This is a genomic window from Paenibacillus sp. MB22_1 (assembly GCF_047200555.1).
GTDB lineage: Bacteria > Bacillota > Bacilli > Paenibacillales > Paenibacillaceae > Fontibacillus > Fontibacillus phoenicis.
This window is the reverse complement of sequence record NZ_JBLADV010000001.1, coordinates 1,707,491-1,732,051: the sequence shown is the minus strand read 5'-3', so window position 1 is coordinate 1,732,051 and position 24,561 is coordinate 1,707,491. Positions and strand designations below refer to the sequence as shown.

General features: G+C 51.0%; 29 protein-coding genes. All 29 read left to right on the top strand.

Annotated elements, in window-relative coordinates; genetic code table 11:
* The first annotated feature begins 6 nt into the window (after positions 1 to 6).
* The 29 genes from ACL02P_RS08055 to tsf all read left to right on the top strand — a co-directional run bounded on the left by ACL02P_RS08055 (position 7) and on the right by tsf (position 24,479).
* Positions 7 to 510 carry a flagellar hook assembly protein FlgD gene (locus tag ACL02P_RS08055; RefSeq protein WP_412837072.1) on the top strand — a complete coding sequence of 168 codons (504 nt, stop codon included), beginning with the start codon at positions 7 to 9 and terminating at the stop codon, positions 508 to 510.
* Complete coding sequence (locus ACL02P_RS08050) at positions 507 to 887, top strand: TIGR02530 family flagellar biosynthesis protein (RefSeq protein WP_260071516.1); 381 nt, start codon at positions 507 to 509, stop codon at positions 885 to 887. Before ACL02P_RS08055 ends, ACL02P_RS08050 begins: the two co-directional genes overlap by 4 nt.
* A 91-nt stretch (positions 888 to 978) precedes the next feature.
* Positions 979 to 1,803 (top strand): flagellar basal body rod protein FlgG, encoded by an 825-nt coding sequence (gene flgG / locus ACL02P_RS08045; RefSeq protein WP_260071515.1) that lies wholly within the window; start codon positions 979 to 981, stop codon positions 1,801 to 1,803.
* A gap of 80 nt (positions 1,804 to 1,883) precedes the next feature.
* Positions 1,884 to 2,108 (top strand): flagellar FlbD family protein, encoded by a 225-nt coding sequence (locus tag ACL02P_RS08040; protein WP_009223012.1) that lies wholly within the window; start codon positions 1,884 to 1,886, stop codon positions 2,106 to 2,108.
* Complete coding sequence (locus ACL02P_RS08035; RefSeq protein ID WP_009223013.1) at positions 2,105 to 2,578, top strand: flagellar basal body-associated FliL family protein; 474 nt, start codon at positions 2,105 to 2,107, stop codon at positions 2,576 to 2,578. The genes ACL02P_RS08040 and ACL02P_RS08035 overlap by 4 nt, the downstream gene beginning before the upstream one ends.
* A gap of 43 nt (positions 2,579 to 2,621) precedes the next feature.
* The gene (fliM, locus tag ACL02P_RS08030) at positions 2,622 to 3,623 is read left to right on the top strand and encodes a flagellar motor switch protein FliM (RefSeq protein ID WP_016312437.1); all 1,002 of its coding nucleotides are present in this window, start codon (positions 2,622 to 2,624) and stop codon (positions 3,621 to 3,623) included.
* The gene (gene fliY / locus ACL02P_RS08025; RefSeq protein WP_412837071.1) at positions 3,610 to 4,857 is read left to right on the top strand and encodes a flagellar motor switch phosphatase FliY; all 1,248 of its coding nucleotides are present in this window, start codon (positions 3,610 to 3,612) and stop codon (positions 4,855 to 4,857) included. The genes fliM and fliY overlap by 14 nt, the downstream gene beginning before the upstream one ends.
* Before the next feature lie 27 nt (positions 4,858 to 4,884).
* A complete protein-coding gene (locus tag ACL02P_RS08020) occupies positions 4,885 to 5,250 on the top strand; it encodes a response regulator (RefSeq protein WP_009223016.1) in 366 nt (121 codons plus the stop codon).
* A gap of 8 nt (positions 5,251 to 5,258) precedes the next feature.
* Entirely contained in the window at positions 5,259 to 5,786 is a 528-nt protein-coding gene (locus tag ACL02P_RS08015) for a flagellar biosynthetic protein FliO (protein WP_412837070.1), read from the top strand.
* Positions 5,783 to 6,550 (top strand): flagellar type III secretion system pore protein FliP, encoded by a 768-nt coding sequence (gene fliP, locus ACL02P_RS08010; RefSeq protein WP_009223018.1) that lies wholly within the window; start codon positions 5,783 to 5,785, stop codon positions 6,548 to 6,550. Before ACL02P_RS08015 ends, fliP begins: the two co-directional genes overlap by 4 nt.
* A 37-nt stretch (positions 6,551 to 6,587) precedes the next feature.
* Positions 6,588 to 6,857 (top strand): flagellar biosynthesis protein FliQ, encoded by a 270-nt coding sequence (gene fliQ, locus ACL02P_RS08005; protein WP_009223019.1) that lies wholly within the window; start codon positions 6,588 to 6,590, stop codon positions 6,855 to 6,857.
* 12 nt (positions 6,858 to 6,869) lie between these two features.
* Positions 6,870 to 7,658: a flagellar biosynthetic protein FliR gene (gene fliR, locus ACL02P_RS08000; protein ID WP_323076451.1), complete on the top strand. Its 789-nt coding sequence runs from the start codon at positions 6,870 to 6,872 to the stop codon at positions 7,656 to 7,658.
* Positions 7,659 to 7,672: 14 nt separating this feature from the next.
* A complete protein-coding gene (gene flhB / locus ACL02P_RS07995) occupies positions 7,673 to 8,764 on the top strand; it encodes a flagellar biosynthesis protein FlhB (RefSeq protein WP_412837069.1) in 1,092 nt (363 codons plus the stop codon).
* Positions 8,765 to 8,785: 21 nt separating this feature from the next.
* Positions 8,786 to 10,822 (top strand): flagellar biosynthesis protein FlhA, encoded by a 2,037-nt coding sequence (gene flhA / locus ACL02P_RS07990; RefSeq protein ID WP_412837068.1) that lies wholly within the window; start codon positions 8,786 to 8,788, stop codon positions 10,820 to 10,822.
* Positions 10,819 to 12,246 carry a flagellar biosynthesis protein FlhF gene (flhF, locus tag ACL02P_RS07985; RefSeq protein WP_412837067.1) on the top strand — a complete coding sequence of 476 codons (1,428 nt, stop codon included), beginning with the start codon at positions 10,819 to 10,821 and terminating at the stop codon, positions 12,244 to 12,246. The genes flhA and flhF overlap by 4 nt, the downstream gene beginning before the upstream one ends.
* Entirely contained in the window at positions 12,243 to 13,130 is an 888-nt protein-coding gene (locus ACL02P_RS07980; RefSeq protein WP_085168977.1) for a MinD/ParA family protein, read from the top strand. Before flhF ends, ACL02P_RS07980 begins: the two co-directional genes overlap by 4 nt.
* A 27-nt stretch (positions 13,131 to 13,157) precedes the next feature.
* Positions 13,158 to 14,600 carry a protein-glutamate methylesterase/protein-glutamine glutaminase gene (locus ACL02P_RS07975; protein ID WP_412837066.1) on the top strand — a complete coding sequence of 481 codons (1,443 nt, stop codon included), beginning with the start codon at positions 13,158 to 13,160 and terminating at the stop codon, positions 14,598 to 14,600.
* 73 nt (positions 14,601 to 14,673) lie between these two features.
* A complete protein-coding gene (locus ACL02P_RS07970) occupies positions 14,674 to 16,758 on the top strand; it encodes a chemotaxis protein CheW (protein WP_412837065.1) in 2,085 nt (694 codons plus the stop codon).
* Between the two features lie 33 nt (positions 16,759 to 16,791).
* Positions 16,792 to 17,253, top strand: a complete 462-nt coding sequence (locus tag ACL02P_RS07965) for a chemotaxis protein CheW (RefSeq protein ID WP_009223028.1) — start codon at positions 16,792 to 16,794, stop codon at positions 17,251 to 17,253.
* 4 nt (positions 17,254 to 17,257) lie between these two features.
* A complete protein-coding gene (locus ACL02P_RS07960) occupies positions 17,258 to 17,887 on the top strand; it encodes a chemotaxis protein CheC (RefSeq protein ID WP_009223029.1) in 630 nt (209 codons plus the stop codon).
* A complete protein-coding gene (locus ACL02P_RS07955; protein WP_009223030.1) occupies positions 17,877 to 18,374 on the top strand; it encodes a chemotaxis protein CheD in 498 nt (165 codons plus the stop codon). The genes ACL02P_RS07960 and ACL02P_RS07955 overlap by 11 nt, the downstream gene beginning before the upstream one ends.
* A gap of 2 nt (positions 18,375 to 18,376) precedes the next feature.
* Positions 18,377 to 18,799, top strand: a complete 423-nt coding sequence (locus ACL02P_RS07950) for a hypothetical protein (RefSeq protein ID WP_036643745.1) — start codon at positions 18,377 to 18,379, stop codon at positions 18,797 to 18,799.
* 15 nt (positions 18,800 to 18,814) lie between these two features.
* Positions 18,815 to 19,603, top strand: coding sequence for a FliA/WhiG family RNA polymerase sigma factor (locus ACL02P_RS07945; RefSeq protein WP_412837064.1), 789 nt, complete (start codon positions 18,815 to 18,817; stop codon positions 19,601 to 19,603).
* Positions 19,604 to 19,646: 43 nt separating this feature from the next.
* Positions 19,647 to 21,056 carry a DUF342 domain-containing protein gene (locus tag ACL02P_RS07940; protein ID WP_009223033.1) on the top strand — a complete coding sequence of 470 codons (1,410 nt, stop codon included), beginning with the start codon at positions 19,647 to 19,649 and terminating at the stop codon, positions 21,054 to 21,056.
* Positions 21,057 to 21,121: 65 nt separating this feature from the next.
* Positions 21,122 to 21,442 carry a hypothetical protein gene (locus ACL02P_RS07935; protein ID WP_009223034.1) on the top strand — a complete coding sequence of 107 codons (321 nt, stop codon included), beginning with the start codon at positions 21,122 to 21,124 and terminating at the stop codon, positions 21,440 to 21,442.
* Between the two features lie 35 nt (positions 21,443 to 21,477).
* Positions 21,478 to 22,095 carry a hypothetical protein gene (locus ACL02P_RS07930; protein ID WP_009223035.1) on the top strand — a complete coding sequence of 206 codons (618 nt, stop codon included), beginning with the start codon at positions 21,478 to 21,480 and terminating at the stop codon, positions 22,093 to 22,095.
* Positions 22,092 to 22,709 carry a hypothetical protein gene (locus tag ACL02P_RS07925; protein ID WP_323076456.1) on the top strand — a complete coding sequence of 206 codons (618 nt, stop codon included), beginning with the start codon at positions 22,092 to 22,094 and terminating at the stop codon, positions 22,707 to 22,709. The genes ACL02P_RS07930 and ACL02P_RS07925 overlap by 4 nt, the downstream gene beginning before the upstream one ends.
* A 221-nt stretch (positions 22,710 to 22,930) precedes the next feature.
* The gene (gene rpsB / locus ACL02P_RS07920; RefSeq protein ID WP_009223037.1) at positions 22,931 to 23,629 is read left to right on the top strand and encodes a 30S ribosomal protein S2; all 699 of its coding nucleotides are present in this window, start codon (positions 22,931 to 22,933) and stop codon (positions 23,627 to 23,629) included.
* A 199-nt stretch (positions 23,630 to 23,828) separates the two neighbouring features.
* A complete protein-coding gene (tsf, locus tag ACL02P_RS07915; protein ID WP_009223038.1) occupies positions 23,829 to 24,479 on the top strand; it encodes a translation elongation factor Ts in 651 nt (216 codons plus the stop codon).
* Positions 24,480 to 24,561 lie beyond the last annotated feature (82 nt).

The following is a 24,561-nucleotide window of genomic DNA, read 5'->3' as shown; positions in this document are numbered from 1 at the left end:
ACCTCCGTGGCTGATACGTATTTTTCTTCGGTGTCGTGGCCGAATTATTCGCAAAATAACATTCAGAAGGCCAGTACGAAAAACAACGAGTTGGGTAAAGATGCTTTCCTTAAACTCATGATCGCCCAGATGCAAAATCAGGATCCGTTGTCCCCAATGGACAATACGCAAATGGTTGCACAAATTGCCCAGTTTACTTCTGTCGAGCAGTTGACCAACATTTCAGAACAGATAGCTGCATTGGGAGAGTCCTTAGGCAATGATTCCGGACTGATCGGAAAAGAAGTGACATGGGTGACTGAGACCAAAACAGGTAATTATGACGTTGCCACAGGCCAAGCTGAGGTCATTGTTGAGAGAGAAAGCGGCATCGTGGATTCCATCATCGTTCGCAGCGGTGTCCACTACGTGAAGGTAGGGGATAAGGAAATTAAAATCTCCGATATTGAGCAAGTAGGCGTACCTGCTGAAGCGTCTGACGGCGCCAGCCAAGGAGCGGATCCGTCATGAACGAGCCGATCCGAGTAGGCCAGCTGTATGCGGGCAGAATCGGGCCTAATGCACTAACGGCAACTAAAAGCACGCCGCAGAACGCTGTAGGGTCTAACTTTAAGGAGATGCTAGAGGATCGACTGGTCCATTTCAGCAATCATGCGGTGAAACGGTTGGAGCAGCGCGGAATCGAGCTGAAGCCGGAGCAGTTAAACAAGATTGAATCGGCGATTGACAGCGCCGCTGCTAAAGGAGCGAAGGATTCCCTCATTTTGTTGAAAGATATGGCCCTGATCGTGAACGTCCACAATCGGACCGTCGTGACCGCGATGGACGGAAGCAGCATGAAGGATAACGTATTTACTCAAATCGACAGCGCCGTCATCATTTCTTAAATTGGCTGGACCGGTTACGGGAGCCAATCGGCTGCGGATCGACTGAAGCGGCCGAAGCACGCAATTTAATCACTGGAAGGGATGAGAGCAAATGTTAAGATCAATGTATTCTGGCGTATCCGGAATGCGTGGTTTCCAAACCAAGCTGGACGTCATCGGCAATAATATTGCAAACGTCAATACGGTAGGCTTTAAATCCAGCCGCGTTATGTTTAAGGATATCATGAGCCAGACGGTCTCCGGGGTTACGGCTCCTGTTGAAGGTGAATCTGGCGGCGTGAACGCCAAGCAAATCGGACTTGGGGTTTCCGTTGGCTCCATCGATACATTACATACCGGCGGCAGTGCAATGACAACCAACAATCCGCTCGATCTGCGGATCGACGGGGACGGATTTTTCCTTGTGAAGCTGACTCCGGATCAAGAGGTTCCTTTCCTGACCCGTGCGGGAGACTTTCATCTGGATGCTGCGGGCCAACTGGTTACTTCGGACGGTTTGCTCGTGTGCAACAGCGACGGGGATGTCATTGAACCGATCGACTTTGACGCGGTCACTGCCTTCACGATCGCTTCCGATGGAACGATGATGCTGAAAAATGCCGACGGCGGAACGGACCCTGGTGAGGTTATCGGGGTAGCTCGGGTCACCAACCCAGAGGGGCTGGAGAAGATTGGCGGTAACCTTTATCGGGTCACTCTGAATGCCATCGCAGACGGAGAATTGACGTATACGAACCCGAATAACGCAGAAGAGGGGACGGGTGCTCTGATCGTCGGCCAATTGGAAATGTCCAACGTCGATCTGACGGGCGAGTTTACCGAAATGATCGTAGCGCAGCGGGGGTTCCAAGCGAATTCGCGGATCATCACGACCTCCGATGAAGTGCTTCAGGAAGTTGTTAATCTGAAACGTTAAGCGAAGGGGTAGCCGGGGAAGGGGAAACCGCCGTTCCCCGGCGGATATCCCCGCTTCCTTGATCGCTTAGGAGGGAAATCATGATTTCAGTAACACGCCTAAACGGTTCTCAGATGTGGCTGAATGCCATCATGATCGAGACTGTGGAAGAAACACCGGATACATACGTCACCCTGGTCACAGGGAAGCGGATTATCGTGCTGGAGAAGGCGGCCGATGTGATCCAGATGATACGAGACTATTATCGGGAGATCGGCATCCACGCAGCAACTATTAAAGTGCAACAAACGGAGGAATGGTCATGAAAAGAATGCTGCCATGGTTAATTACGATTTTGCTTGCCATCACATTAATCGTATTGGCCGCCTTCCTACTGGTGAATCAAATGAACAAACCTGAACCAGGTACCGAAGTGAATGCTGCTGTTGACAGCGTAGCTGCACCGAAGAAATTGTCGGCCGACGAACTCGTCCAGGTGACATCTACGATCGACGACATCAAGACGAATTTATCCGATCCGGATTATGTGGTGGTCATCGATTTTGCGTTCCAATTGGATAGCGCAGCATCTAAGGAAACCTTCGACAAAATCAAGGATTACAAAATCAAGCCGATTATTATCAAAACGTTGGCGGATACCAAGCCGGAGGAATTGACGGGTGCATTGGGAAAAGACAATCTGAGTTCCAAATTGCTCAACCTGATCAACAAATCGCTGCCGGAAGGGAAATTGATTCAGATCGATATTACTGACTTCATCATGTCGACGATCTAACGAATATCGAACGAATAGGGATTTTTCTAAGGGGGTGAGATGGTTGGTTGATGTGTTGTCGCAGAACGAAATTGATGCGTTGCTAGCTGCGTTATCGTCGGGTGAAATGGACGCCGAAGAACTGAAAAAGGAAGATACGCAGAAGAAAATCCGTTCGTATGATTTCAAAAGAGCGGTGAGATTTTCCAAAGATCATATTCGAAGCTTAACCCGAATACATGAGAACTTTGCCCGTTATCTCACTACCTATTTTTCGGCTCAACTGCGCACGTTCGTGCAAATTAACGTTGTTCAGGTCGAGCAGCTTCCTTATGACGAGTTTATCCGCTCCATTCCGAAAATGACGATTTTGAACATTTTTGAAGCGGAGCCGCTGGAAGGAAGAATGGTGCTGGAGGTGCATCCCAACGTCGCTTTTGCTATGCTGGACCGGCTGTTGGGCGGTCTCGGAACAGCTCCTTCGAAAATCGGATCGCTAACGGAGATCGAAACAATTATTATGGAGCGGATTTTTAGCCGGGCTTTTGAAAGCTTGCAAGAAGCTTGGAAAACCGTTGTGGACATCAATCCACGGATGGAGGCGCTGGAAACCAATCCTCAGTTCATGCAAATCGTATCGCCTAACGAAACGATTGCGCTGATCTCACTAAGCACGAAAATCGGGGATACCTCCGGGATGATCAACCTCTGTATACCACATGTTGTAATTGAACCGATCATGCCAAAGCTTTCGGTTCACCATTGGTTTGTCTCTCAGAAAAAGTCGCGTGCTCCAGAAGAAGTTGAAGCGTTGCGAAACCGAGTGAACAAAGCTAAGCTTCCGATCATCGCGGAGTTGGGCGAATCACAGATTACGGTCCGTGAATTCCTGGGATTGTCCGTTGGGGACGTCATCTCATTAAATAAACCGGTCCAGGAAGGACTGCAAATCCGGGTTGGCGATCGATTGAAATATATAGGCAGCCCGGGTACAGTAAAGGATCGGATTGCGGTCCAAATCGATGAAATTGTCAGCGAAGGAGTTGAGGAACTTGACGAGCAATGATTACTTGTCCCAGGAAGAGATAGACGCATTATTAAAACAAGCCAATCAAGAGACGCCCCAAGAGCTGTCGGTAAACGACGTTCTAACTCCGCTAGAGCAGGACGCCTTGGGGGAAATCGGGAACATCACGTTTGGCAGTGCTGCTACGGCGCTCTCCACGCTGTTAAATAAAAAAGTGGATATCACAACGCCGAAGGTTTCCGTGATCACTCGTTCCCAGTTTGAGTCCGAATTTCCAAAACCGCATGTTGCGATTCACGTTCAATATGTGGATGGCTTTGAAGGCATGAACTCTTTGGTCATCAAGACGAGAGATGCCCAAGTGATTGCAGATTTGATGCTGGGCGGGGAAGGGAACCCGGAAGAGGAAGAGTTAAATGAGATTCATATCAGTGCCGTGCAGGAAGCGATGAACCAAATGATGGGGTCATCGGCGACATCGATGTCCACGATCTTCAATCGGTTCGTTAATATCTCGCCGCCCGGTGTCGATATCCTGAACATGTCCAACGGGAATGGCTTGAGCAGCTTGCCGGAATCTGATCCGCTTATCAAGATCTCATTCCGTTTGACCATCGGGGATTTGATCGATTCGACCATCATGCAGCTGCTCACCGTTAAATTCGCGAAAGAGATGGTGGACAGCCTGATCAGCGGATCGACGGCAGAAACGAATGCCGGCGCGAAGGAAAGCGCGGCGGCGGCCGCACCGCCTGCGCCAGCGCCAACGCCTGCACCATCGCCTGCGCATCAAGCCCCAACGTATCAGCAGCCTTCTGCGCCTTCCCAACCGATGCAGCAGCCGCCGATGCAAGAGGGTTATGGTTACGGGCAGCAAGCTCCATACGGGTATCCGCCTCAAGGACAGCCGTACGGCGAACCGCATCATTATGGACAGGCACCTGGGCGTAATTTGAATGTACAACCTGTACAGTTTGCAAATTTGGGGAACCCAGCTTTTAACCAGGTTGACGAAAATAATTTAAACTTACTGATGGACATACCCCTTAAAGTCACCGTAGAATTAGGTAGGACCCAACGGCAAATTAAAGATATCCTGGAATTGTCTCAAGGTTCTATCATCGAACTGGACAAGCTTGCTGGTGAACCGGTGGATATTCTGGTGAACAACAAACTGATTGCTAAGGGCGAGGTTGTCGTCATCGATGAGAACTTCGGCGTACGCGTCACGGATATCGTAAGCCAGTGGGACCGCATTCAAAAATTACAATAGTAGAAGTTTAGGGAGGATTTTAGATCAATGGCTAACCGAATTCTTATCGTAGACGACGCAGCATTTATGAGAATGATGATCCGGGACATTTTGACGAAAAACGGGTTTGAAGTCGTAGGGGAAGCACAGGATGGTGCGCAAGCGATTGAGAAATTTAAAGAGCTGCATCCGGATTTGATCACGATGGATATTACGATGCCGGAAATGGACGGGATTGCAGCGTTGAAAGAAATCAAGAAGCTGGATCCTAATGCGAAAGTGATCATGTGCTCTGCGATGGGGCAGCAAGCGATGGTTATCGATGCCATTCAAGCGGGTGCGAAGGACTTCATCGTGAAGCCATTCCAATCTGATCGGGTTATCGAAGCGATCAACAAAACGCTTGGGGTGTAAACTGAGCGATGAATAACTCGCAAGATACTCTCCCGGACGTAAACCTTTGGGGGAACCTGTTTACCGTCATTGTAGTTCTTGGCCTCATAATCGCTTTAATTATATTACTGGTCCGTTTTCTAGGTAAAAGGAACCGGTATTTGTCCCAGAGCCATGCCATTCGCACTTTGGGAGCCGTTGGCCTCGGACCAAACAAATCCCTGCAAGTGATCGAACTCGGGGGGAGCATCTATCTTGTGGGTGTCGGTGAGGACATTTCGTTAGTAGACAAAATATCCAACCCGGACGAGGTAGCCTCGCTGGTACAAGCCTTCGAAAATGAAGGAGCGGAACTTGCCGGATTGTCGTCGACTTTGTCCGGCTTGATCTCCCGGTTTCGAAAGGAACCGCCTCGGGAGGAAGAAGAACTGGACAGTGTCGCTTTCCACGAGGTGTTTCAATCGCAGCTGCGGAAGATGCCGGACCGGAAACGGCAAATGGAAGAACTCTTGCAGGATCCGGAAGAACAATCTATAGATCGGTCGAGGGAGTCATGAAGAGAAAATTGTTAATTGTCGGCTTGTTGCTGACGATATGGAGCATACTCGCAGTCTCCGTAGCATCGGCCGAACCCGTTGACCCGATTCCGAGCATTGGCATTCAAATCGGTAATTCGGATTCGGGCGGGGCATCAGGTACCACTTCGTTGTCGATTCTCTTAATGATTACGGTACTCAGTATCGCGCCGGCAATATTGGTGCTGATGACCAGCTTTACCCGTATTGTCGTGGTGCTGGGGTTTGTCCGCAGTTCGTTAGGGACGCAACAAATGCCGCCAAACCAGGTATTGATTGGCTTAGCTTTGTTCTTAACGTTATTCATCATGAGCCCAACGCTCTCCACAATTAATGAGGTGGCAGTACAGCCTTATATCAAGGGAGAAATCACCCAGACTGAAGCGTTGGACAAGGCGGCGGTTCCCATGAAGAAATTCATGTACTCGCATACGAGAACCAAAGATCTTCAGCTGTTCATGGGTTATACCAAAATGGAAAAGCCGAAGAGCTATGAGGACATCCCGCTTTCGGTGATGGTGCCTGCTTTTGCGATCAGTGAACTCAAGACGGCATTTCAAATGGGCTTTATGATATTTATTCCTTTTTTGATTATAGATATCGTTGTCTCCAGCGTGCTGATGGCCATGGGGATGATGATGCTGCCGCCGGTCATGATCTCACTGCCGTTCAAGATCTTGCTATTCGTGCTGGTAGATGGTTGGTATCTGATCGTCAAATCACTGTTAGTCAGCTTTAACACATAGAGGATAGGTTCAGGTTCAGGGAAGGAGAAAACGGTGTATGAGTTCGGAATTTATTATCGGTTTGGCCGGACAAGCCGTGTATACCGTGTTGAAGGTCAGCGCACCGATGCTGGTGATCGCTCTCGTGGTGGGGCTCTTGGTAAGTATCTTTCAAGCGACAACGCAAATTCAGGAGCAGACGCTTGCCTTCGTTCCCAAAATTGTTGCTGTTTTACTAGCGTTGCTGTTGTTTGGTCCTTGGATTTTGACGACGCTGGTTGACTTCACCTACGGAATTCTAAATAACCTATCTAGTTATATCGGTTAGGTTGCCGAAGATATGGATACGATACTGCACGGAATTTCTATTTTTATGCTTATTTTTTGTCGAATGACAGCCTTTTTTGTAGTTTCGCCCATATTTTCATCCCGATCGGTGCCGAATACGTTTAAGGTTGGTTTTTCCGGCATCATCGCGGTTGTCATTCTGTTGACCATTGGTCCAAATCAGGCGATACCAAACGATTTGGGATACATATTGGTGATTCTACGTGAGGTGCTGGTAGGTCTGCTGATGGGATATGTGGCCAATCTGATCTTCTCCGTCATCCAGATGGCGGGCTCGTTTATCGACATTCAAATCGGTTTTGGGATCGCGAATGTGATCGACCCCATGACCGGAGCATCGGCGCCCGTTTTGGGGAACCTCAAGTATATTATCGCCACATTGATCTTCCTCAGCATGAACGGCCATCACTATTTGCTGGATGCGGTCCTGCGGAGCTACAACTGGATCCCGTTATCCAATCAAGTGTTCCAACAAATTTATAACGGGAATGTGGCCGAATTTCTAATTCAAACCTTCAGTCAGGCGTTTATGCTGGCATTTCAAATGTCAGCTCCGCTGGTGGTGGCTTTGTTTGTCACCGACGTAGCGCTCGGATTCTTGGCTCGGACTGCACCGCAATTCAATATTTTTGTTATCGGGATTCCGGTCAAAATCATCGTGGGGTTACTTGTGCTGTTGGTGCTTGTGCCGGGCTTTATCGTTGCGTTTCAAGCTTTGTTCGAGGTGTTGTTCCGCGCGCTGCATGATCTGCTCGGAACGCTTGGACAAAGGCCGCAGTAGGATGGAGGATCGCTATGTCATATCGGTATTCGCTTGATCTGCAGCTGTTCGCCGGCGAAAAGACGGAAAAAGCGACTCCGAAGAAACGTCAGGAGGCCCGGAAGAAAGGTCAAGTCGCCAAGAGCCAGGAACTGACCGGGGCCTTGTTATTAATCGCCGGGTTCCTATGCTTGACCGCATTCGCTGGTTATTTCAAGGAGCGGTTGATCAGTCTGTTTGTCGATGTGTTTTATCATCGCCTGTCCATGGAAGTAACGAAAACGAACGTGATGGCGATGATGGGGGAGTACGCAGTGCAGGTGTTGCTGCTGCTGGCTCCAATCTTCTTGGTTGTCATCGTCGTGGCTGTTGTTGCCAACTATGCGCAGATCGGTTTCATGTTGGTCGGAGAACCGCTTAAAATCAAGTTCAGTAAGCTGGATCCGATCAAAGGGTTTAAAAACATCTTTTCCATGCGCTCGTTGGTTCAATTTGTCAAAACGCTATTTAAGCTGCTGATTATCGGGTATCTCGTCTACTCCACGATTTGGGGGTACCGCGGGAGCTTGTCCGCATTGGGGCATTTATCGGTGGATGATACGTTTCATTTTACCGCCCAGTTAACGATGAATTTGGGATTCAAAATCGCAGCCGCCTTAATCGTACTTGCGGTGCTGGATTACATGTACCAGCGTTATGAACATGAGAAGAATCTGAAGATGTCCAAGCAGGATATCAAAGATGAATATAAGAAAATGGAAGGCGATCCGCTCATCAAGGGGAAAATTCGGGAACGGCAGCGGCGGATGGCCCTGCAGCGGATGATGCAGGAAGTGCCGAAAGCCGATGTAATTATCACCAACCCGACCCACTTTGCGGTCGCTCTGAAGTACGACGGATCCAAAATGGATGCCCCGCAGGTCATCGCCAAAGGGCAGGACTATGTGGCGCTCCGCATTAAGGAAATCGCCAAAGAACATGGCGTAATTACGATGGAAAATAAGCCGCTGGCACGGGCGTTATTTCAACGAACCGAAATCGGGGATACGATCCCCGCGGATTTGTTCCAAGCCGTTGCCGAAGTGCTGGCTTACGTATATCGAATCAAAGGCAGACCCAAATCATAATGGGATCGGAGGGGAACTTACGTGAAGAAATTTAAAGATTTATTTATTCTTGTTGGCATAATTGGCATCGTCTTGCTGATGATCGTTCCGATCCCGACTTGGCTGCTGGATATTTTGTTGATCATCAATATTTCCCTCGCACTGATCATTTTGCTCGTTGCGATGAACACCAAGGAGGCCTTGCAGTTCTCCATCTTTCCAGCCATGCTGCTCGTGACGACCTTATTTCGTTTGGCGTTAAATGTATCGACGACCAAGCTGATTCTGGGACAGGCCAAAGCCGGCCACGTGGTGGCTACATTCGGATCATGGGTTTCACATGGAGAGCCCGTTGTCGGTTTTGTCGTCTTCCTGATTCTCGTGGTCGTTCAGTTTATCGTCATTACCAAAGGCTCGGAACGTGTAGCTGAGGTTGCTGCACGGTTTACCCTCGACGCGATGCCAGGGAAACAGATGAGTATCGATGCCGACCTCAATGCCGGCCTCATTAATGAGCAGCAAGCCCGTGAGCGCCGTAATAAGATTGAACGGGAAGCCGATTTCTACGGCGCCATGGATGGTGCGAGTAAATTTGTAAAAGGGGATGCCATCGCGAGTATCATTATCCTCCTGATCAACCTGATCGGGGGCTTTATTATCGGGATGACGATCCATGGCATGAGCTTTAACGATGCCCTTTCGACTTATTCGCTGCTGACGATCGGGGACGGCTTGGTCAGTCAGATTCCGGCATTGCTGATTTCTACCGCAGCCGGCCTGATCGTAACCCGCGCCTCCTCGGAAGGCAATCTGGCAGACGATATTACGGGGCAGCTGTTCACCTATCCGAAGCTGTTATTCGTAGTAGCTGGGACGATCGCCCTACTTGGCACCTTTACGCCGATCGGTATTTGGACAACTTATCCGTTCGCCGGATTAATGGTCTTTGCCGCGATTAAGATGCAGAAAAATATGGACCGGCGGCAAATCGAGCAGGAGCAACAGGAGGAGGAGCAGCAAATCGAAGAAGTTCGCAGCCCCGAGAGCGTCATCAACCTGCTTCAGGTGGATCCGATCGAATTCGAATTCGGTTACGGGCTGATTCCTCTTGCCGATACGGGGCAAGGCGGGGATTTGCTGGACCGGATCATCATGATCCGGCGTCAATGTGCGCTTGAACTTGGACTGGTTGTTCCCGTCATTCGCATTCGCGACAATATTCAACTAAAACCGAATGAATATGTCATCAAAATAAAAGGAAATGTCGTAGGCGGTGGTGAATTATTACTTAATCACTATTTAGCCATGAGTCCAGGGATGGATGACGACACGATTACAGGTATTGAGACCCGCGAACCTGCGTTTGGTTTACCGGCCCTTTGGATCGATGAAGCGACCAAGGATCGGGCGGAACTGGCGGGCTATACCGTAGTTGATCCGCCGTCTGTCGTGGCAACGCATTTGACGGAGCTGATTAAGAAGCATGCGCATGAGCTGCTGGGCCGTCAAGAGACGAAAGTCCTGGTCGACAACCTCAAGGAGAATTACGCGGTTCTTGTCGACGAATTAATTCCGTCTGTGTTGTCGATTGGTGACGTCCAGAAGGTGCTGGCCAAATTGCTTAAAGAGAAAATCTCGATTCGAGATATGGTGACCATTTTCGAGACGCTGGCGGATTACGGAACCTATACCAAGGATCCGGATGTGCTCACCGAATACGTCAGACAAGCGTTATCCCGACAAATTACGCAGCAATATACCCAACCAGGTGAAACGATGCGCGTAATCACTGTGGGACCTAACCTGGAGAAGAAAATCGCCGAGAGTGTGCAGCAGACCGAACAAGGCAGCTATCTGGCACTGGATCCAGCTTCAACGCAGACGGTCTTCCAGAAGCTGACGGAGCAAATCAACCGCTTGGTCCAAACGGGCCATCAACCGATCCTGCTCACCTCGCCAACGATCCGGATGTATTTGCGGCAAATCATTGAGCGCAGCATGCAGGATATTCCGGTGTTATCTTACAGCGAGTTGGAACCCAATGTTGAAATTCAAAGTGTCGGGGTGGTGAATTTATGAGAGTAAAACGATATATCGTCGACACGATGCCTGACGCCATGTTGAAAATTCGCAATGAGCTGGGTTCGGATGCGGTTATCTTGAGTACGAAGGAAGTAAAGCTCGGCGGTTTCCTCGGCATGTTCCAGAAAAAGAAGATTGAAGTGATTGCTGCGACGGAGGAGAAGGCGGCACCGGCACCTAAAGCCAAACCGCTTCTGCCGGCACAGCCGTCGGTTCCGGCTCCTGTTGCACGCCAAGCCGTGCCGGAGGCATACCGCAAAACGTCGCAGTTAGCCCAGCCTGCTGCCTCGCCGCAGGCTGGGTCTGCGTCCCCCGTTCTCACGGCCATTGGCGTTCAGGAGCGGGAGGAGCCGATCATCACCGCGGTTATGCCGCCAGTGGCGCAGTCGCCCGTGACGGAGATGGGAATACATCAGACCTCCATTGAACCCACTTCCAGCGGTGCTTCAGTGGCTTCAGCTCGATTGGAGGCGGCGATCGCACGAGCGGCAGATTCCGAGCAACTCTTGACCAAGACTACAGTAGGGAGCGCTAACTCCGACAAAGAAGAGCGCTTGCTTGAAGAGATTCGGCAAATGAAGATGTGGCTCAGCGAGCTGGCGAAGAAGCAAGCCGATAGCCGCGAATTCCCGCCGGGGTTGCATGCGATCCAGCAGCAGCTGATGAGCCAAGAATTGGACTTTGAGCTTGCCAATCAATGGGTAGAAGAAATCTACGAAGCCTGGTTAAGCTCTGGCAAGACTTTAAGCGATGACGACATGCAGGCTAGGCTTCAGACCATCGTTACCAGCTTCCTAGATCACCGAATTGATGCGGGGATCGGCGATCAGACAAAGATCGTATATATTGCCGGACCGACCGGGGTTGGGAAGACGACAACCATTGCCAAGCTTGCGGCGGATCAAATTTTCCGGTTGCACAAAAAGGTAGGGTTCATCACGGCGGACACTTATCGAATTTCGGCCATAGAGCAGCTGCGGACTTACGCAACTATCTTGAACGTACCTTTGGAGGTAGTTCAGTCCCCTGGCGATGTACAACGGGCTATGCAACGGTTAGAGCACTGTGACTTGATCCTGATGGATACGGCCGGAAGGAACTATCTAAATGAGCTGTTTGTGGCGGAGCTGCACAGCTTACTTGCTCCTTCGGATGTCAGCGAGACGTACTTGGTCCTTAGCTTGACCTCCAAAGTGCAGGACATGAAACGGATTACCGAGCACTTTAGCAAATATAACTTGGATAAATTGATTTTTACGAAGCTGGATGAAACGGAAACAACCGGCGCGATCTTTAATCTGTTAAACGAGTACCCGCTTAAGGTGTCTTTCCTGACCAATGGTCAAAATGTACCTGATGACCTGTTGCAGGCCGACGCCAAGTTAATGGTTGATATACTGCTGGGAGAGCGGAAGCCATGAATGACCAGGCCCAAGCACTCAGACAATTGGTATCTTCGCAACGAGAGGTAACGGGGGCAACGATTCGTAAGAGTTCTGCCCGGATTGTGACGATTAGCAGCGGCAAGGGCGGCGTAGGCAAATCCAACTTCACGCTGAATTTTGCTTTAGCATTAAAGTCGCTTGGACGCAAAGTACTGATCTTTGATGCGGATATCGGTATGGCAAATATCGATGTGTTAATGGGCATCAGGCCGAGATATAACTTGTACCATCTCCTGAAGGGAGAAAAGAGCATTACGGAAATCGTGGAGCTGGGCACGCATGCATTACCCTTTATTGCGGGCGGCTCCGGGCTCGCCGAACTGTTCACCCTGTCCGAAGGGGATCTGAATTACTTCACCTCGCAGATCGAGATGATTTCCGAGGAGATGGACTTCATCCTTTTCGATACAGGTGCCGGTTTATCGAAGGAAACCCTCAAGTTCATCACCGCTGCTGATGAGTGTCTAGTTGTCACGACACCGGAGCCGACCTCGATCACAGACGCGTATGCCTTGATCAAGGTTGTTCATGGAATGGATCCTAATTTGCCGTTCCGATTAGTCGTTAACCGGGTCTCCGGGGAGCTTGAGGCGAAGCAGGTTGCCGATAAAATTTCGTTGGTCGCCAGCCGTTTCCTCGATATGGAAATCCCCGTATTGGGCTATCTCAACGACGATCCGCATGTGATGCAGGCGGTCAAGAGGCAGGTTCCTTTCTCCATCGCTTTCCCCGGTTGCTCGGCAACGCGCGATATTCAGCGATTGGCGTTGGCTTATCTGAATGTTCCGCAAACCAAGCCGAAGGATACTTTATCGGGAATCAAGGGATTTATGCAGAAATGGTTAAAACTGGCGAAATGATTCTTCGTAAAGGACAGGAGTGGAACGTTGATGTCTTATCGAGTGATGGTGGTAGACGATTCGGCGTTTATGCGTAAGATTATCTCGGACCTGATTGAACAGGACGAGGCTTTTCAGGTCTCAGCAACGGCCAAGAACGGACGTGAAGCCATCGAGCAAATCGCACAGGTCCAACCGGATTTGGTGACGATGGACGTGGAAATGCCGGAAATGAACGGTCTGGACGCGCTCAAGGTCATCATGAAGGAACATCCGTTGCCGGTCATTATGTTATCGGGCATCAATGAACAAGGCATGCGGGAGACGATCATGGCACTGGAGCTTGGAGCCTTCGATTTCATCCGCAAGCCATCGGCCACCACCAGCGAGCATGACATCGAGCAGGTCGGCCGCGAGCTGCGCGAGCAGATGCGCGCCGCGATGCAGGCGAAGGAGCGGCGCGATGCCTGGACGGCGGCGCAACTCCGCAGCGCGCCGGTGCTGCCCGCGTCCGGCAAGCCGCCACAGGCAGGCGTTACCGCGCCAAAGCCGCCGGCGCGGAAGCCGGCGGCGCCTACCGGCGGCACCGCCGCTGCGCGCGCGCCGCTCGCGGGCTCGCCTCGTCTGACGACGAGGCCGCCCGCAGCGAACCCGGCCGCGCCGAGCAGCGGCCGGGACGGCCAGGGCCGGCGCCCGGCGAAGGCGCCGGCGGAGCGCGCGCGGCCTGCAGCGCGGCCCGCGCCTGGGCTTGGCGGCGGCACAGCACATGCCGCCCCGCCGGCCAAGCCCGCATCGCCGCCAAGGCGTGAGCCGGCGGCGGCGGAAGTGGCCGCCGCTCGGGAGAAGACGAGCGGCGATGCCAGCAGAGGGCGTCCCCGTTCCGGACGCCCTGCGGGGGAGTTCACCGATCTCGTTGCGATCGGTACTTCAACCGGGGGGCCCAAGGCGCTCAAAGCCGTCTTGGAGAAAATCCCCGGGGACTTTCCGGCGCCAATCGTCATCGTGCAGCATATGCCGCCAAACTTTACCAAGTCGCTCGCTCAGCGGTTAAACAGCTTATGCGAACTCAACGTCGTTGAGGCAGAGCAAGGCCAGGAGCTGCAAAGTGGGACGGCATACATTGCTCCGGGAGGTTTCCATATGAATGTCGTACCAAGTCCGACAGGCGGTTATCGCGTCCATTTGACGACCGACAAGCCTTGTAACGGACATCGACCTTCGGTGGACGTCTTGTATGAATCGCTGCTCCCGCTGCAAGCACTGAAACGTCATGTTGTACTGCTAACGGGGATGGGCAGCGACGGGGCGAAAGTCATGAAGCGGCTTTATGACGCTGGCGTGACTTCCACCATTGCCGAGAGCGAAGAGACGTGCGTCGTATTCGGTATGCCGCGCTCGGCAATCGAACTGAAATGCGTCAGCCATGTATTACCGCTATACGAGATTGGCCCTAAGCTTGTACAAGAAGTAGCTAAAAAAGCCAGCTTGTAAAGATCCTAACCCTTTTTTTAGCTCACCACGAAAATGAGTTATTAACGGAATCTCTTGGAGGAGGTGCCTCACCATGGACATGAATCAGTATTTATCCATGTTTATCGATGAGTCGAACGATCATTTGCAATCATTAAACGAAAAAATGTTGGAGCTGGAAAACAACCCTGAGGACATCAGCATCGTTCAAGTCATCTTCCGATCGGCGCATACGCTGAAGGGGATGGCAGCGACGATGGGGTTCGAGGATTTGTCTTCGCTCACGCACCAGATGGAGAACGTGCTGGACCTCGTCCGGAACGAGAAGCTGAAAATGCAGGAGTTTATCTTCGACACTCTGTTTAAGAGCTTGGATGCGCTGCAAATGATGGTGCAGGACATTACCCAAGGCGGCGAAGGGAAAGCGGACGTCAGCGAAATCGTTGACGCGCTGCAGTCCATCGTACGCGGGGATTTTGCGGAAGGCGGAAGCGCGGCGGCAAGCAAGCCGGCAGCAGGTGGATCCGCGGAGAACAGTGCATCGGCCATCCAACTGGATCAATATCAATTTTCCGTCTTGGAGCAGTCCATCACGGAAGGACATAAAGTGTTGTACATTGAAGTGGCGATCCGAGAGGATTGTCAACTGAAAGCAGCACGCGCCTACCTCGTCTTTGATCTCCTGGAACGATTCGGGGAAATCGTGAAGTCTTCGCCATCTGTACAGGATATTGAGCAAGAGAAATTTGATCGAAGCTTTTCCCTTTATTACATAACTCAAAAAGATTCTGCCGAGATTCAAAGCATGATTATGAATCTGTCGGAAATCGATACGGCACAAGTTGCAGCGCTGGATCATGAAACTTTGGCACAACTGAATGCCGGTTCGAAGGAGGCAGCTGCGGCAGCCGAAGCTGCAGCGCCAGCTCCTGCTCCAGCTCAGACCAAAGCCCAATCCGCTCCAGCTAAACCAGCTGCAGCACCTGAAGCAAAAGCAAATGCTCGCCCAGCTGGAGGTGCCTCCGCTCCTGCCCGTACAATTCGGGTAGATATCGACCGGCTGGACGTGCTCATGAATCTGCTCAGCGAATTGTTGATTGACCGTGCTCGCTTGGAGCAGCTGGCTACCGAAGTCAAACGAAGCGACTTAACTGAAACGGTTGAGCATATGAGCCGTGTCGGCAGCGATTTGCAGAACATTGTGCTGAAGCTGCGGATGGTTCCAGTCGATACCGTGTTCAACCGCTTCCCGCGGATGGTTCGCGATCTAGCGAAATCGCTCGACAAGAAAATCGATCTGAACATCGTGGGTGCGGAAACGGAACTCGATCGCACAGTCATCGACGAAATCGGGGATCCCTTAGTGCATCTGCTTCGGAATGCCGTTGACCATGGGGTAGAATCCACGGCCGAACGGATTGCCGCAGGTAAACCGGAAGCCGGGACAATTCAGCTGCGGGCTTTCCATAGCGGTAATCATGTGTTTATCGAAATCGAGGATGACGGACACGGCATTGACCGCAATAAAGTACTGCAAAGAGCGCTCAAAAACGGCATCATCAAAGAGAGCGAAGCCGCCTCGATGACGGACGAGCAGGTGTACATGCTCTTGTTTGCTCCGGGCTTTAGTACAGCCGAGGTCATCTCCGATATTTCCGGACGCGGGGTTGGACTTGACGTCGTCAAATCCAAAATCGAATCCTTAAGCGGCGCAGTATCGGTAGAATCGAAGCTGGGCGTCGGTACGAAGTTTTCCGTACAGCTTCCGCTGACCTTGTCGATTATTTCGGCCATGCTCATTAAGGTCGGGGAAGAAAAATATGCGATTCCGCTGTCCTCCATCGTCGAAACCGGCTTAATCCGGCGCGACCAGATTCGGGAAGTGCACGGTTATACGATGGTCGCTTACCGCGATACCCATATTCCTTTCATGTCGCTCGCGAAGTTGTTTGACATTCCGGGCTTCTCCGAGAGTGATGAAGAGGAAACGGAAATCGTCGTGATCCGCAAAGGTGATCGGTTAGCTGCGTTAGCGATCGAGGATTTCATTGGCCAAAGCGAAATCGTGATTAAAAACCTGGGCAAATATCTGCCATCGATTCAAGGGGTTGCCGGTGCAACGATTCTGGGCGATGGTCAGGTTGCGCTCATCATCGATCCGAACGCCTTCATTAAATAAGGTCAGTTATACACTCTAAGGGAGGGTTTCCACATGGGAGAGGAATTAAAAGTTATCGTATTTAAGTTAGGGCATGAAGAATACGGCATCGACGTGGACAAGGTCCAAACGATCGAACGCATGATGCCCATCACGCGCGTTCCCAAAACCTATTCATTTGTGAAAGGCGTGATTAATCTGCGCGGCGTCGTCATTCCGGTGATCGATTTGCGCGGCCGCTTTGGACTGCCGGAGACCGAATACACGGATCAGACCCGGATCATTATTGTCTCGGCTAACGAAATGCAGGTAGGCTTCATCGTTGACTCTGCCAATGATGTCATCGACCTGAATACCGATTTGATCGACTCGCCGCCGGATGTCGTTGGCGGCATCAAAGCTAAATATCTTCACGGGGTAGCCCGAATTTCCGAGGAACGGCTGCTGGTCATGCTGAATTTGTCGGAAGTGCTTAGCCGTAAGGAAATCATTCAATTAGAAAGCTTAGAGGGCTAACGCCGTGGATTTGTTCAGAGGGTTCGAAGACTTCAAAATAGACATTTTGAAGGAGGTCGGCAATATCGGCGCGGGAAATGCCGCTACGGCGTTGTCCAAGCTGCTGGACAAGCCGATCGATATGGCCGTTCCTATGGTTCAGATGCTCCCGTTTGAAGCGATTGCGGATCGTGTCGGCGGCGCGGAAAACTTGGTGCTGGCCGTATTCTTCCGTGTGGAAGGGGATGCGCCGGGCAATCTGTTTTTCATCCTAAGCCCGGAAGCCGCGAAGAAGCTGCTGACTCGTTTGGCCGGTATCACGGTGGATGATGGTGGAACCTTCTCTGAGATGGGGTGGTCGGCGTTATCGGAAATCGGAAATATTTTGGCCGGTTCGTATTTGTCATCGTTGGCCGATTTCACCTCCCTGCAAATGTCGCCTACCGTACCTGCTTTAGCTCTGGACATGGCGGGTGCGATCTTGAGTTACGGACTCCTGCAGTTTGGCGAAATGGGGGATTCCGCCCTACTGATCGATACGAAATTTATTGAAGGCCAAGATGAGGTGGAAGGTCAGTTCTTCCTCATTCCGGATCCGGATTCATTCGCCAAAATCTTTGCAGCGCTTGGAGTACCGATTGATCATGATCGATGAGCAGTATGTCGTCAAGGTAGGCATGGCCGAGTTGAATGTCATTACTCAGCAGGGATTGATACGGACAACGGGCCTAGGCTCCTGTGTAGGATTGACCTTATACGACCTGCAGCTTAAAATTGCCGGTCTTGCGCACGTGATGTTGCCTTCCTCGGACATTGCCCGGGAAGGGGCGCTGAATATCGCCAAGTATGCTGATACAGCCATTCCGGCCCTCTACCGGAAGCTGCTGGACCTTGGAGCAGCGCCAAGCCGCCTAGTTGCTAAGATGGCCGGCGGTTCACAAATGTTTACCTTTGCCGGCAGCAACGACACGATGCGGATTGGTCCACGTAATGTGGAGTCTTGCAAGCAACAGCTGTCTGAACTCGGCATCCCATTGCTGGCGGAGGATACGGGCGGCAATTACGGCCGAACGATCGAACTGGACAGCATGACGGGGATCTTATATGTGCGAAGTGTACAAATGGGGATAAAGGAATTGTAGCCATGCCAGGAAAATTGAGATATTACTTGATGTCGGGCTTTATCGGTTTTCTAATTACGTTTGCCGTTTCGGCAGGAAACAATTTATTCATGACCAGCTTTGTTCGAGGGCTTATTTCGTTTGCCGTTTGGTTTCTGTTGGCGTTTGCGGCCAACTGGATGTTGGGGTTCCTGAAGGAAATGCCGGGGGATTATGCTCCTGTTCCGGAAGCTGACCCTACGTCCGAGGAGGGCAAGGGCACGAATCTCGATTTGCTGACGCCAGACGAGAGCGAGCAGCTCAATGATCTGTTAAAGCCTGCTCCGGCCGCTTCGGATGCGGAGAAGCAATTTGCGCCGCTGAATCCGCCAAAATTAGTGAAGACACCTGACGGCAAAGATCCTGAAGAGCTGGTTAAGGTCGTTCGTCACCTGACAGAACAATAAGGAGGGTGAAGGCAATTGAACGAGCGGAAGACATCCACTCTGAATCATGCCGACCTTTGGGAAAGATGGAAAGAGCACGGTGATTTAGAGGCCAAGAAACAACTTATCGAGAAGTATCTGCCCATTGTCGACTACGTTTCAGGACGTCTCGCTGTCGGTTTGCCCAAAAACGTATCCAAGGACGATCTCGCCAGCAACGGTGTTATGGGATTGATCGATGCGGTCGAAAAGTTTGACTATAAACGGGGACTTCAGTTCGAAACCTATGCATCTTGGCGGGTTCGGGGGGCGATTTTGGACGGCCTGCGGCAAGGGGACTGGGTTCCCCGATCCGTGAGAGAGAAAGCCAAGAAAATCGAAGAGGGTTACCAGCATCTAGAGCAGCAATATCTCCGCTCCGTCACAGACGCTGAGATGAGTTCCTATCTCAATGTTAGCGAGAAGGAATTTCAAAGTATGCTTCAGGAAGTTGCCGTCATGACCCTTTGTTCGCTGGAGGATCCCATCCGCGAAGAAGAATCGGAGACTCGTCTTACTTTACTCGTTGACGAAAAGGCAAAAAACCCGGATTATAAGGTTAGGGAGTTCTATCTTCGTGAATCCCTTGCAAAAGGGATTGAGAAGTTGACCGAGAAGGAACGTACAGTGATCTCCCTACTATATTATGAGGATTTATCCTTGAGCGAGATCGCCGAGGTCATGTCTTTGTCGCCCTCGCGGATTTCGCAATTGCACTCTAAGGCGATCTTGCGCCTTCGGGGCAGCTTAGAGAAGCAGCGCGATCTATTGCTGGCTGAAGACTGACGGGTTATTTTATAACGAGTGAATGATGAGGGGGGACGGCTTCGTGGAGCTATTGGATGATTTAAAGCAGATCTTAAGCGTGACGCTGAACGATGATAAGACGGTGGCCTATCTGCAATTTTTAAAGAAAGAAGATGATTTTTCCTGTACGCCGGATGCACTGCTTCACTTCCTGCAAAGCGAAGGCATCAAGTATGGGATTCAGGAGGATATCGTCAAGCGATTTGCAGCGAATCCCAAGGAGTACTTTTTCAGTAGAACGCCGATCGCGATGGGACAAGAGCCGGTTCATGGGGAAAACGGGTTTATCCGCTATGCCATTTCGATTGACGACGATCATCAACATCGGCCGGTTGAAACGGAAGACGGCAAAGTTGATTTGAAGGATGTCACGCGGCTTAATAATATCCGCAAAGGGCAACTAATCGCGGAGCTGGTACCTCCTGTTCCGGGCCGCAACGGAACGGCGGTAACGGGCGAAGCGATTCCTTGCCGCGAAGGTAGAGAAGCGCGGTTCAAGGTCGGCAAGAACGTCGTGTTAAACGCGGAACAGACCGCGATGTATGCAGCCATCGACGGCCTGGTGACGCGGACGGAGAAGGGGAAGCTTAATGTGTTCCCGGTTTATGAGATTAACGGGGACGTCGATTACGGTGTTGGAAATATCAATTTCGTAGGAACGGTCGTTGTCCGCGGGAATGTGCTGACAGGCTTTCGCATCAGCGCTGCCGGGGACATTCGCGTCGTTGGCGGGGTTGAAGGAGCCGAGTTGATTGCGGACGGGTCCATCGAAATTTCCGGGGGCATCATCGGATATAACAAAGGACTGGTAAAGGCGGGACATCATGTAAAAAGCTCGTTTATCCAAGACGGTAACGTCCAAGCGGGAGAAGACGTCATCGTGTCGCAGAGCATTATGCACTCCAACATTCGTGCCGGCCGCGACGTCATCTGTAACGGGGCCAAGGGCTTGATCGTCGGGGGGAACATCCAGGCCGGCGAGAAAGTGGTTGCGCGGATTATCGGCAACCCGATGTCGACAACGACCTCGATCGAAGTGGGCGCCTTGCCAGAACTGCGGAACGAGCTGTTAGAGCTGCGGCAGCAGGTGAAGGACCAGTTGGCGAATTTGGACAAGACGGAGAAGGCGCTGACGCTGCTTGATCAGCTGGCCTCCATGGGCAAATTGCCGCCGGACAAGGTCGAGATGCGTTCGAAGCTGAATATGACCAAGAAATCGAACACGCAGGAACTGAATCTAATGAAGGAACGCATTCTGGCGATTGAGAAGGCGCTCGAGGATACGGGGAAAGCCCGGGTTGATGTCCTTAAAATGATTTACGGCGGTTCCAAAATCGTCATTGGAAGATATACCAAGTACATTAAGGAGCCCATTTCGCGAATGACTTTCTATTTTAGCGAAGGGGATATTTCCATGTCGCCTCTCATCTAGGACTGGCATGCCAAGGAACGATATTCGAATTATCCATTCCCTTCGTTGAATCATGAGGTGATCCCATGAATATGAAATCCGTGGAAATGCAAATCGCAGTCCCTCGGACAAGTGAGGCGGGGCGTGTTCAACATGATCAGCAGCAACGGCCTCTTCATGACCAGGGTCTGTTATCGCTTCAAGGGTTAAAGGACAGCGAGATCGAGCGCCGGCGCAGCGCTAACGTAGATGAGAGTGCTCATAATACGACGGTAAAGCGCGAAGGGAAAGGTTCTTTCACGTCGGAGCAGGAACATGGCAACTCCCAGGACAAGCCGGACGAACAAGGACAAGGGCATAAGGCGGAACATCCTTATAAGGGCAAACATATCGACCTGTCTTTATAGAGGAGACCACATGAACGCAAAGGGTGAGGATTAGATTGTCATTTGGAGAGCCTTGGTTTTACATCGTGTTGCTTGGGGCAGCGGCACTTGTCTATGCCCTGCTGCTGCCGGGACGCCAAGCAGCGGCACCCAAAGCGGAAATGGCCAGGGAGCTGGAGGCCACTTTGGAGCAGTATATGGCGGAAATCGAAAATGAAAACCAAGAATTAATCGATATGGTTGCGAAGATGAAGCAGGATTTAACATCCAAACAGTTAGCCCAGCAAGAGCAGATTGCCGAGCTGCGCCAACGTTTGGGGGATGCGGAAGCTTACGCAAAGCAAACGGAAGCACGGCTTGAACTTGTGGAAAATGCCATGAAGGAGAAGGCGGTTCGTGATGCATCCTCAGAGCCTGAGGAGACTCCGCAAGTCATCCAGCCTCAGCTTGAGGCTGCGGCTGCCGCAGAGTCCGACCATTTGTCTGCAGAACAAACACCATTACCGGATGGACCGGTGCCGCCGCAACAAGAGCTGGTTCGGGATCGATACCCCGAACTGTTCGAGTTGTATGACAAAGGGAAATCGATCGATATGATCGCCAAATCGACGGGCTTCCAACGTGGGGAGGTTCAGCTGATCCTGCAGCTGGCCAAGAAGGAGGAGTCCCGATGATGAAAAACCGCCAGTTTATGCTTGGTTTGGGATGCGGACTCATCGCCGGGGCTTTGCTTCTGCAGCTCATGCTGATTGGACAAGGCAGCAACAATGATCTCCATTCGAAGGAACAGATCGAACGTGCTGCTGTGCTGGCCGGTTTAAAGGTCGTGGAGGCGGATCAGGAGTTGTTGACGGAAGAGGAATGGATGGAGCGTTCCGGACTAGCATCCGATTCGGCTGGGAATGAGGACGAGAACGGTGATGTAACGCCGGCCGATCCAAAGCAGCCAGATGCACCTGCGTCTCCCGAAGCTCCGGACGCACCAGAAGCAGGGGAAGGATCTACTTCTTCGGACGCCAAGGTCGGAGGAACGAACGAACCCGCTTCCCCGAACCCGCCTCAGCCAGCGACGGTGGAATACAAGATTGTTGCTGGGACAACGCTGGAAGGCGTAGCTCAAGGCCTGGAGCAAGCTGGGGTGATTGAGGATCAGGATGCGTTTCTGAAATCCGCGATCAATAAGAAAATCAACCGTAAGGTTCGCGCAGGCACCTATACTTTTCAAGTTGGCGAAAGTTATGATTCGATCATTTCAAAAATCTCCATAAAGGCTTCCGGGAGCAAATAGAATAGATGTATAAAAAGGCACCTCGGGTGCCTTTTTATGTTGCTGTCATTTTGCGTCAAACTTCGGTTGCATCCCTATTTTAGTTATGGTATATTAATTGACGGTGTTATAACGCACGCAGGATGATTTCGCTAAGGGTGCTCACGATTAGAGGGAGTCTTAGCGGGAAATGAAACCTGCGGAGGAAGCATCAAAAAAACCAAACTAGGAGGTGCGTGAAGATGGCAGTAATCTCCATGAAACAACTGCTTGAAGCAGGTGTTCATTTCGGTCACCAGACTCGTCGCTGGAATCCGAAAATGGATCGTTATATCTTCACCGAAAGAAACGGTATTTACATCATTGACCTGCAAAAAACGGTCAAGAAAGTGGAAGAAGCTTATAACTTCGTAAAACGCATTGCTGAAGAGAATGGCACCATTCTGTTCGTGGGCACGAAGAAACAAGCTCAAGATTCTGTAAAAGAAGAAGCTGAGCGCGCTGGTCAATTCTACATTAACCAACGTTGGCTGGGCGGTACGCTGACGAACTTCCAAACGATCCAAAAACGGATCGAACGTTTGAAACAACTCGAAACTTGGGAAGAAGACGGCACGTTCTCCGTATTGCCGAAGAAAGAAGTTATCATTCTTCGCAAAGAGAAAGAACGTCTTGAGAAATTCCTGGGCGGGATCAAGAACATGAAGAGCTTGCCAAGCGCTCTGTTCGTTATCGATCCTCGCAAAGAACGTATCGCAGTTGCCGAAGCTCGCAAATTGGGTATCCCGATTGTGGGTATCGTCGACACGAACTGCGATCCGGACGAAATCGACTACGTCATTCCGGGTAACGACGACGCGATCCGCGCCGTAAAACTGTTGACGGGTAAAATGGCGGATGCCGTGATCGAAGCTCATCAAGGCGAACAAACGACGGCTTAATGGCTTTGGCCATACGCTAAATCGATAAATTAAATGAAAAGGGTGGTTGGTAGGTGTCAAACCTCTCACTACCCTTTTTTTAAAGGGAAAGGACGGGATAGAATCTTCTGCAGTACGATCTTATTCAATCTGCAGTTGGTTTTATGCCTTCACAGTTACAGGGGGTATCCCCTATATATCGATATGGAGGGAATTAAACATGGCTGTTGATGCAAAATCGGTCAAAGAACTACGTGAAAAAACCGGCGCGGGAATGCTGGACTGCAAAAAGGCGTTGGAAGAATCCAACGGCGATATGACGAAAGCTGTTGAAATCTTGCGTGAAAAAGGCCTGGCTGCTGCAGCAAATAAAGCTGGCCGGATCGCGACAGAAGGCGTTGTTGAATCTTATATCCACGCAGGCGGCCGTATCGGCGTTCTGGTTGAGATCAACACGGAAACGGACTTCGTTGCGAAGAACGAACAGTTCAAAGAATTTGCACGCGACGTTGCGATGCATATCGCTGCGATGAGCCCTCGCTACGTACGCCGTGAAGAAGTTCCGCAAGAGGAAATCGAGAAAGAGAAGGAAATTCTGAAAGCTCAAGCGCTGAACGAAGGCAAACCGGAAAAAATCGTTGAAAAAATGGTCGAAGGCCGCATCGGCAAATACTACGAAGAGTTCTGCTTGATGGAACAAGCTTTCGTTAAAGACCCAGACAAAACGATTGAGCAATTGCTGAAAGAAAAAATCAGCACGATCGGTGAAAACATCTCCATTCGTCGTTTTGTTCGCTACGAGCTTGGCGAAGGTCTGGAAAAGAAAGTGGACAACTTCGTAGAAGAAGTTATGTCTCAAGTGAACAAATAAGCAAACCATCTCACATACATGTGAAGGAAAGTTGGAACACGCCGTGTTCCTTCTTTTTTAACCCGCGAAAGAGTTCGATGTG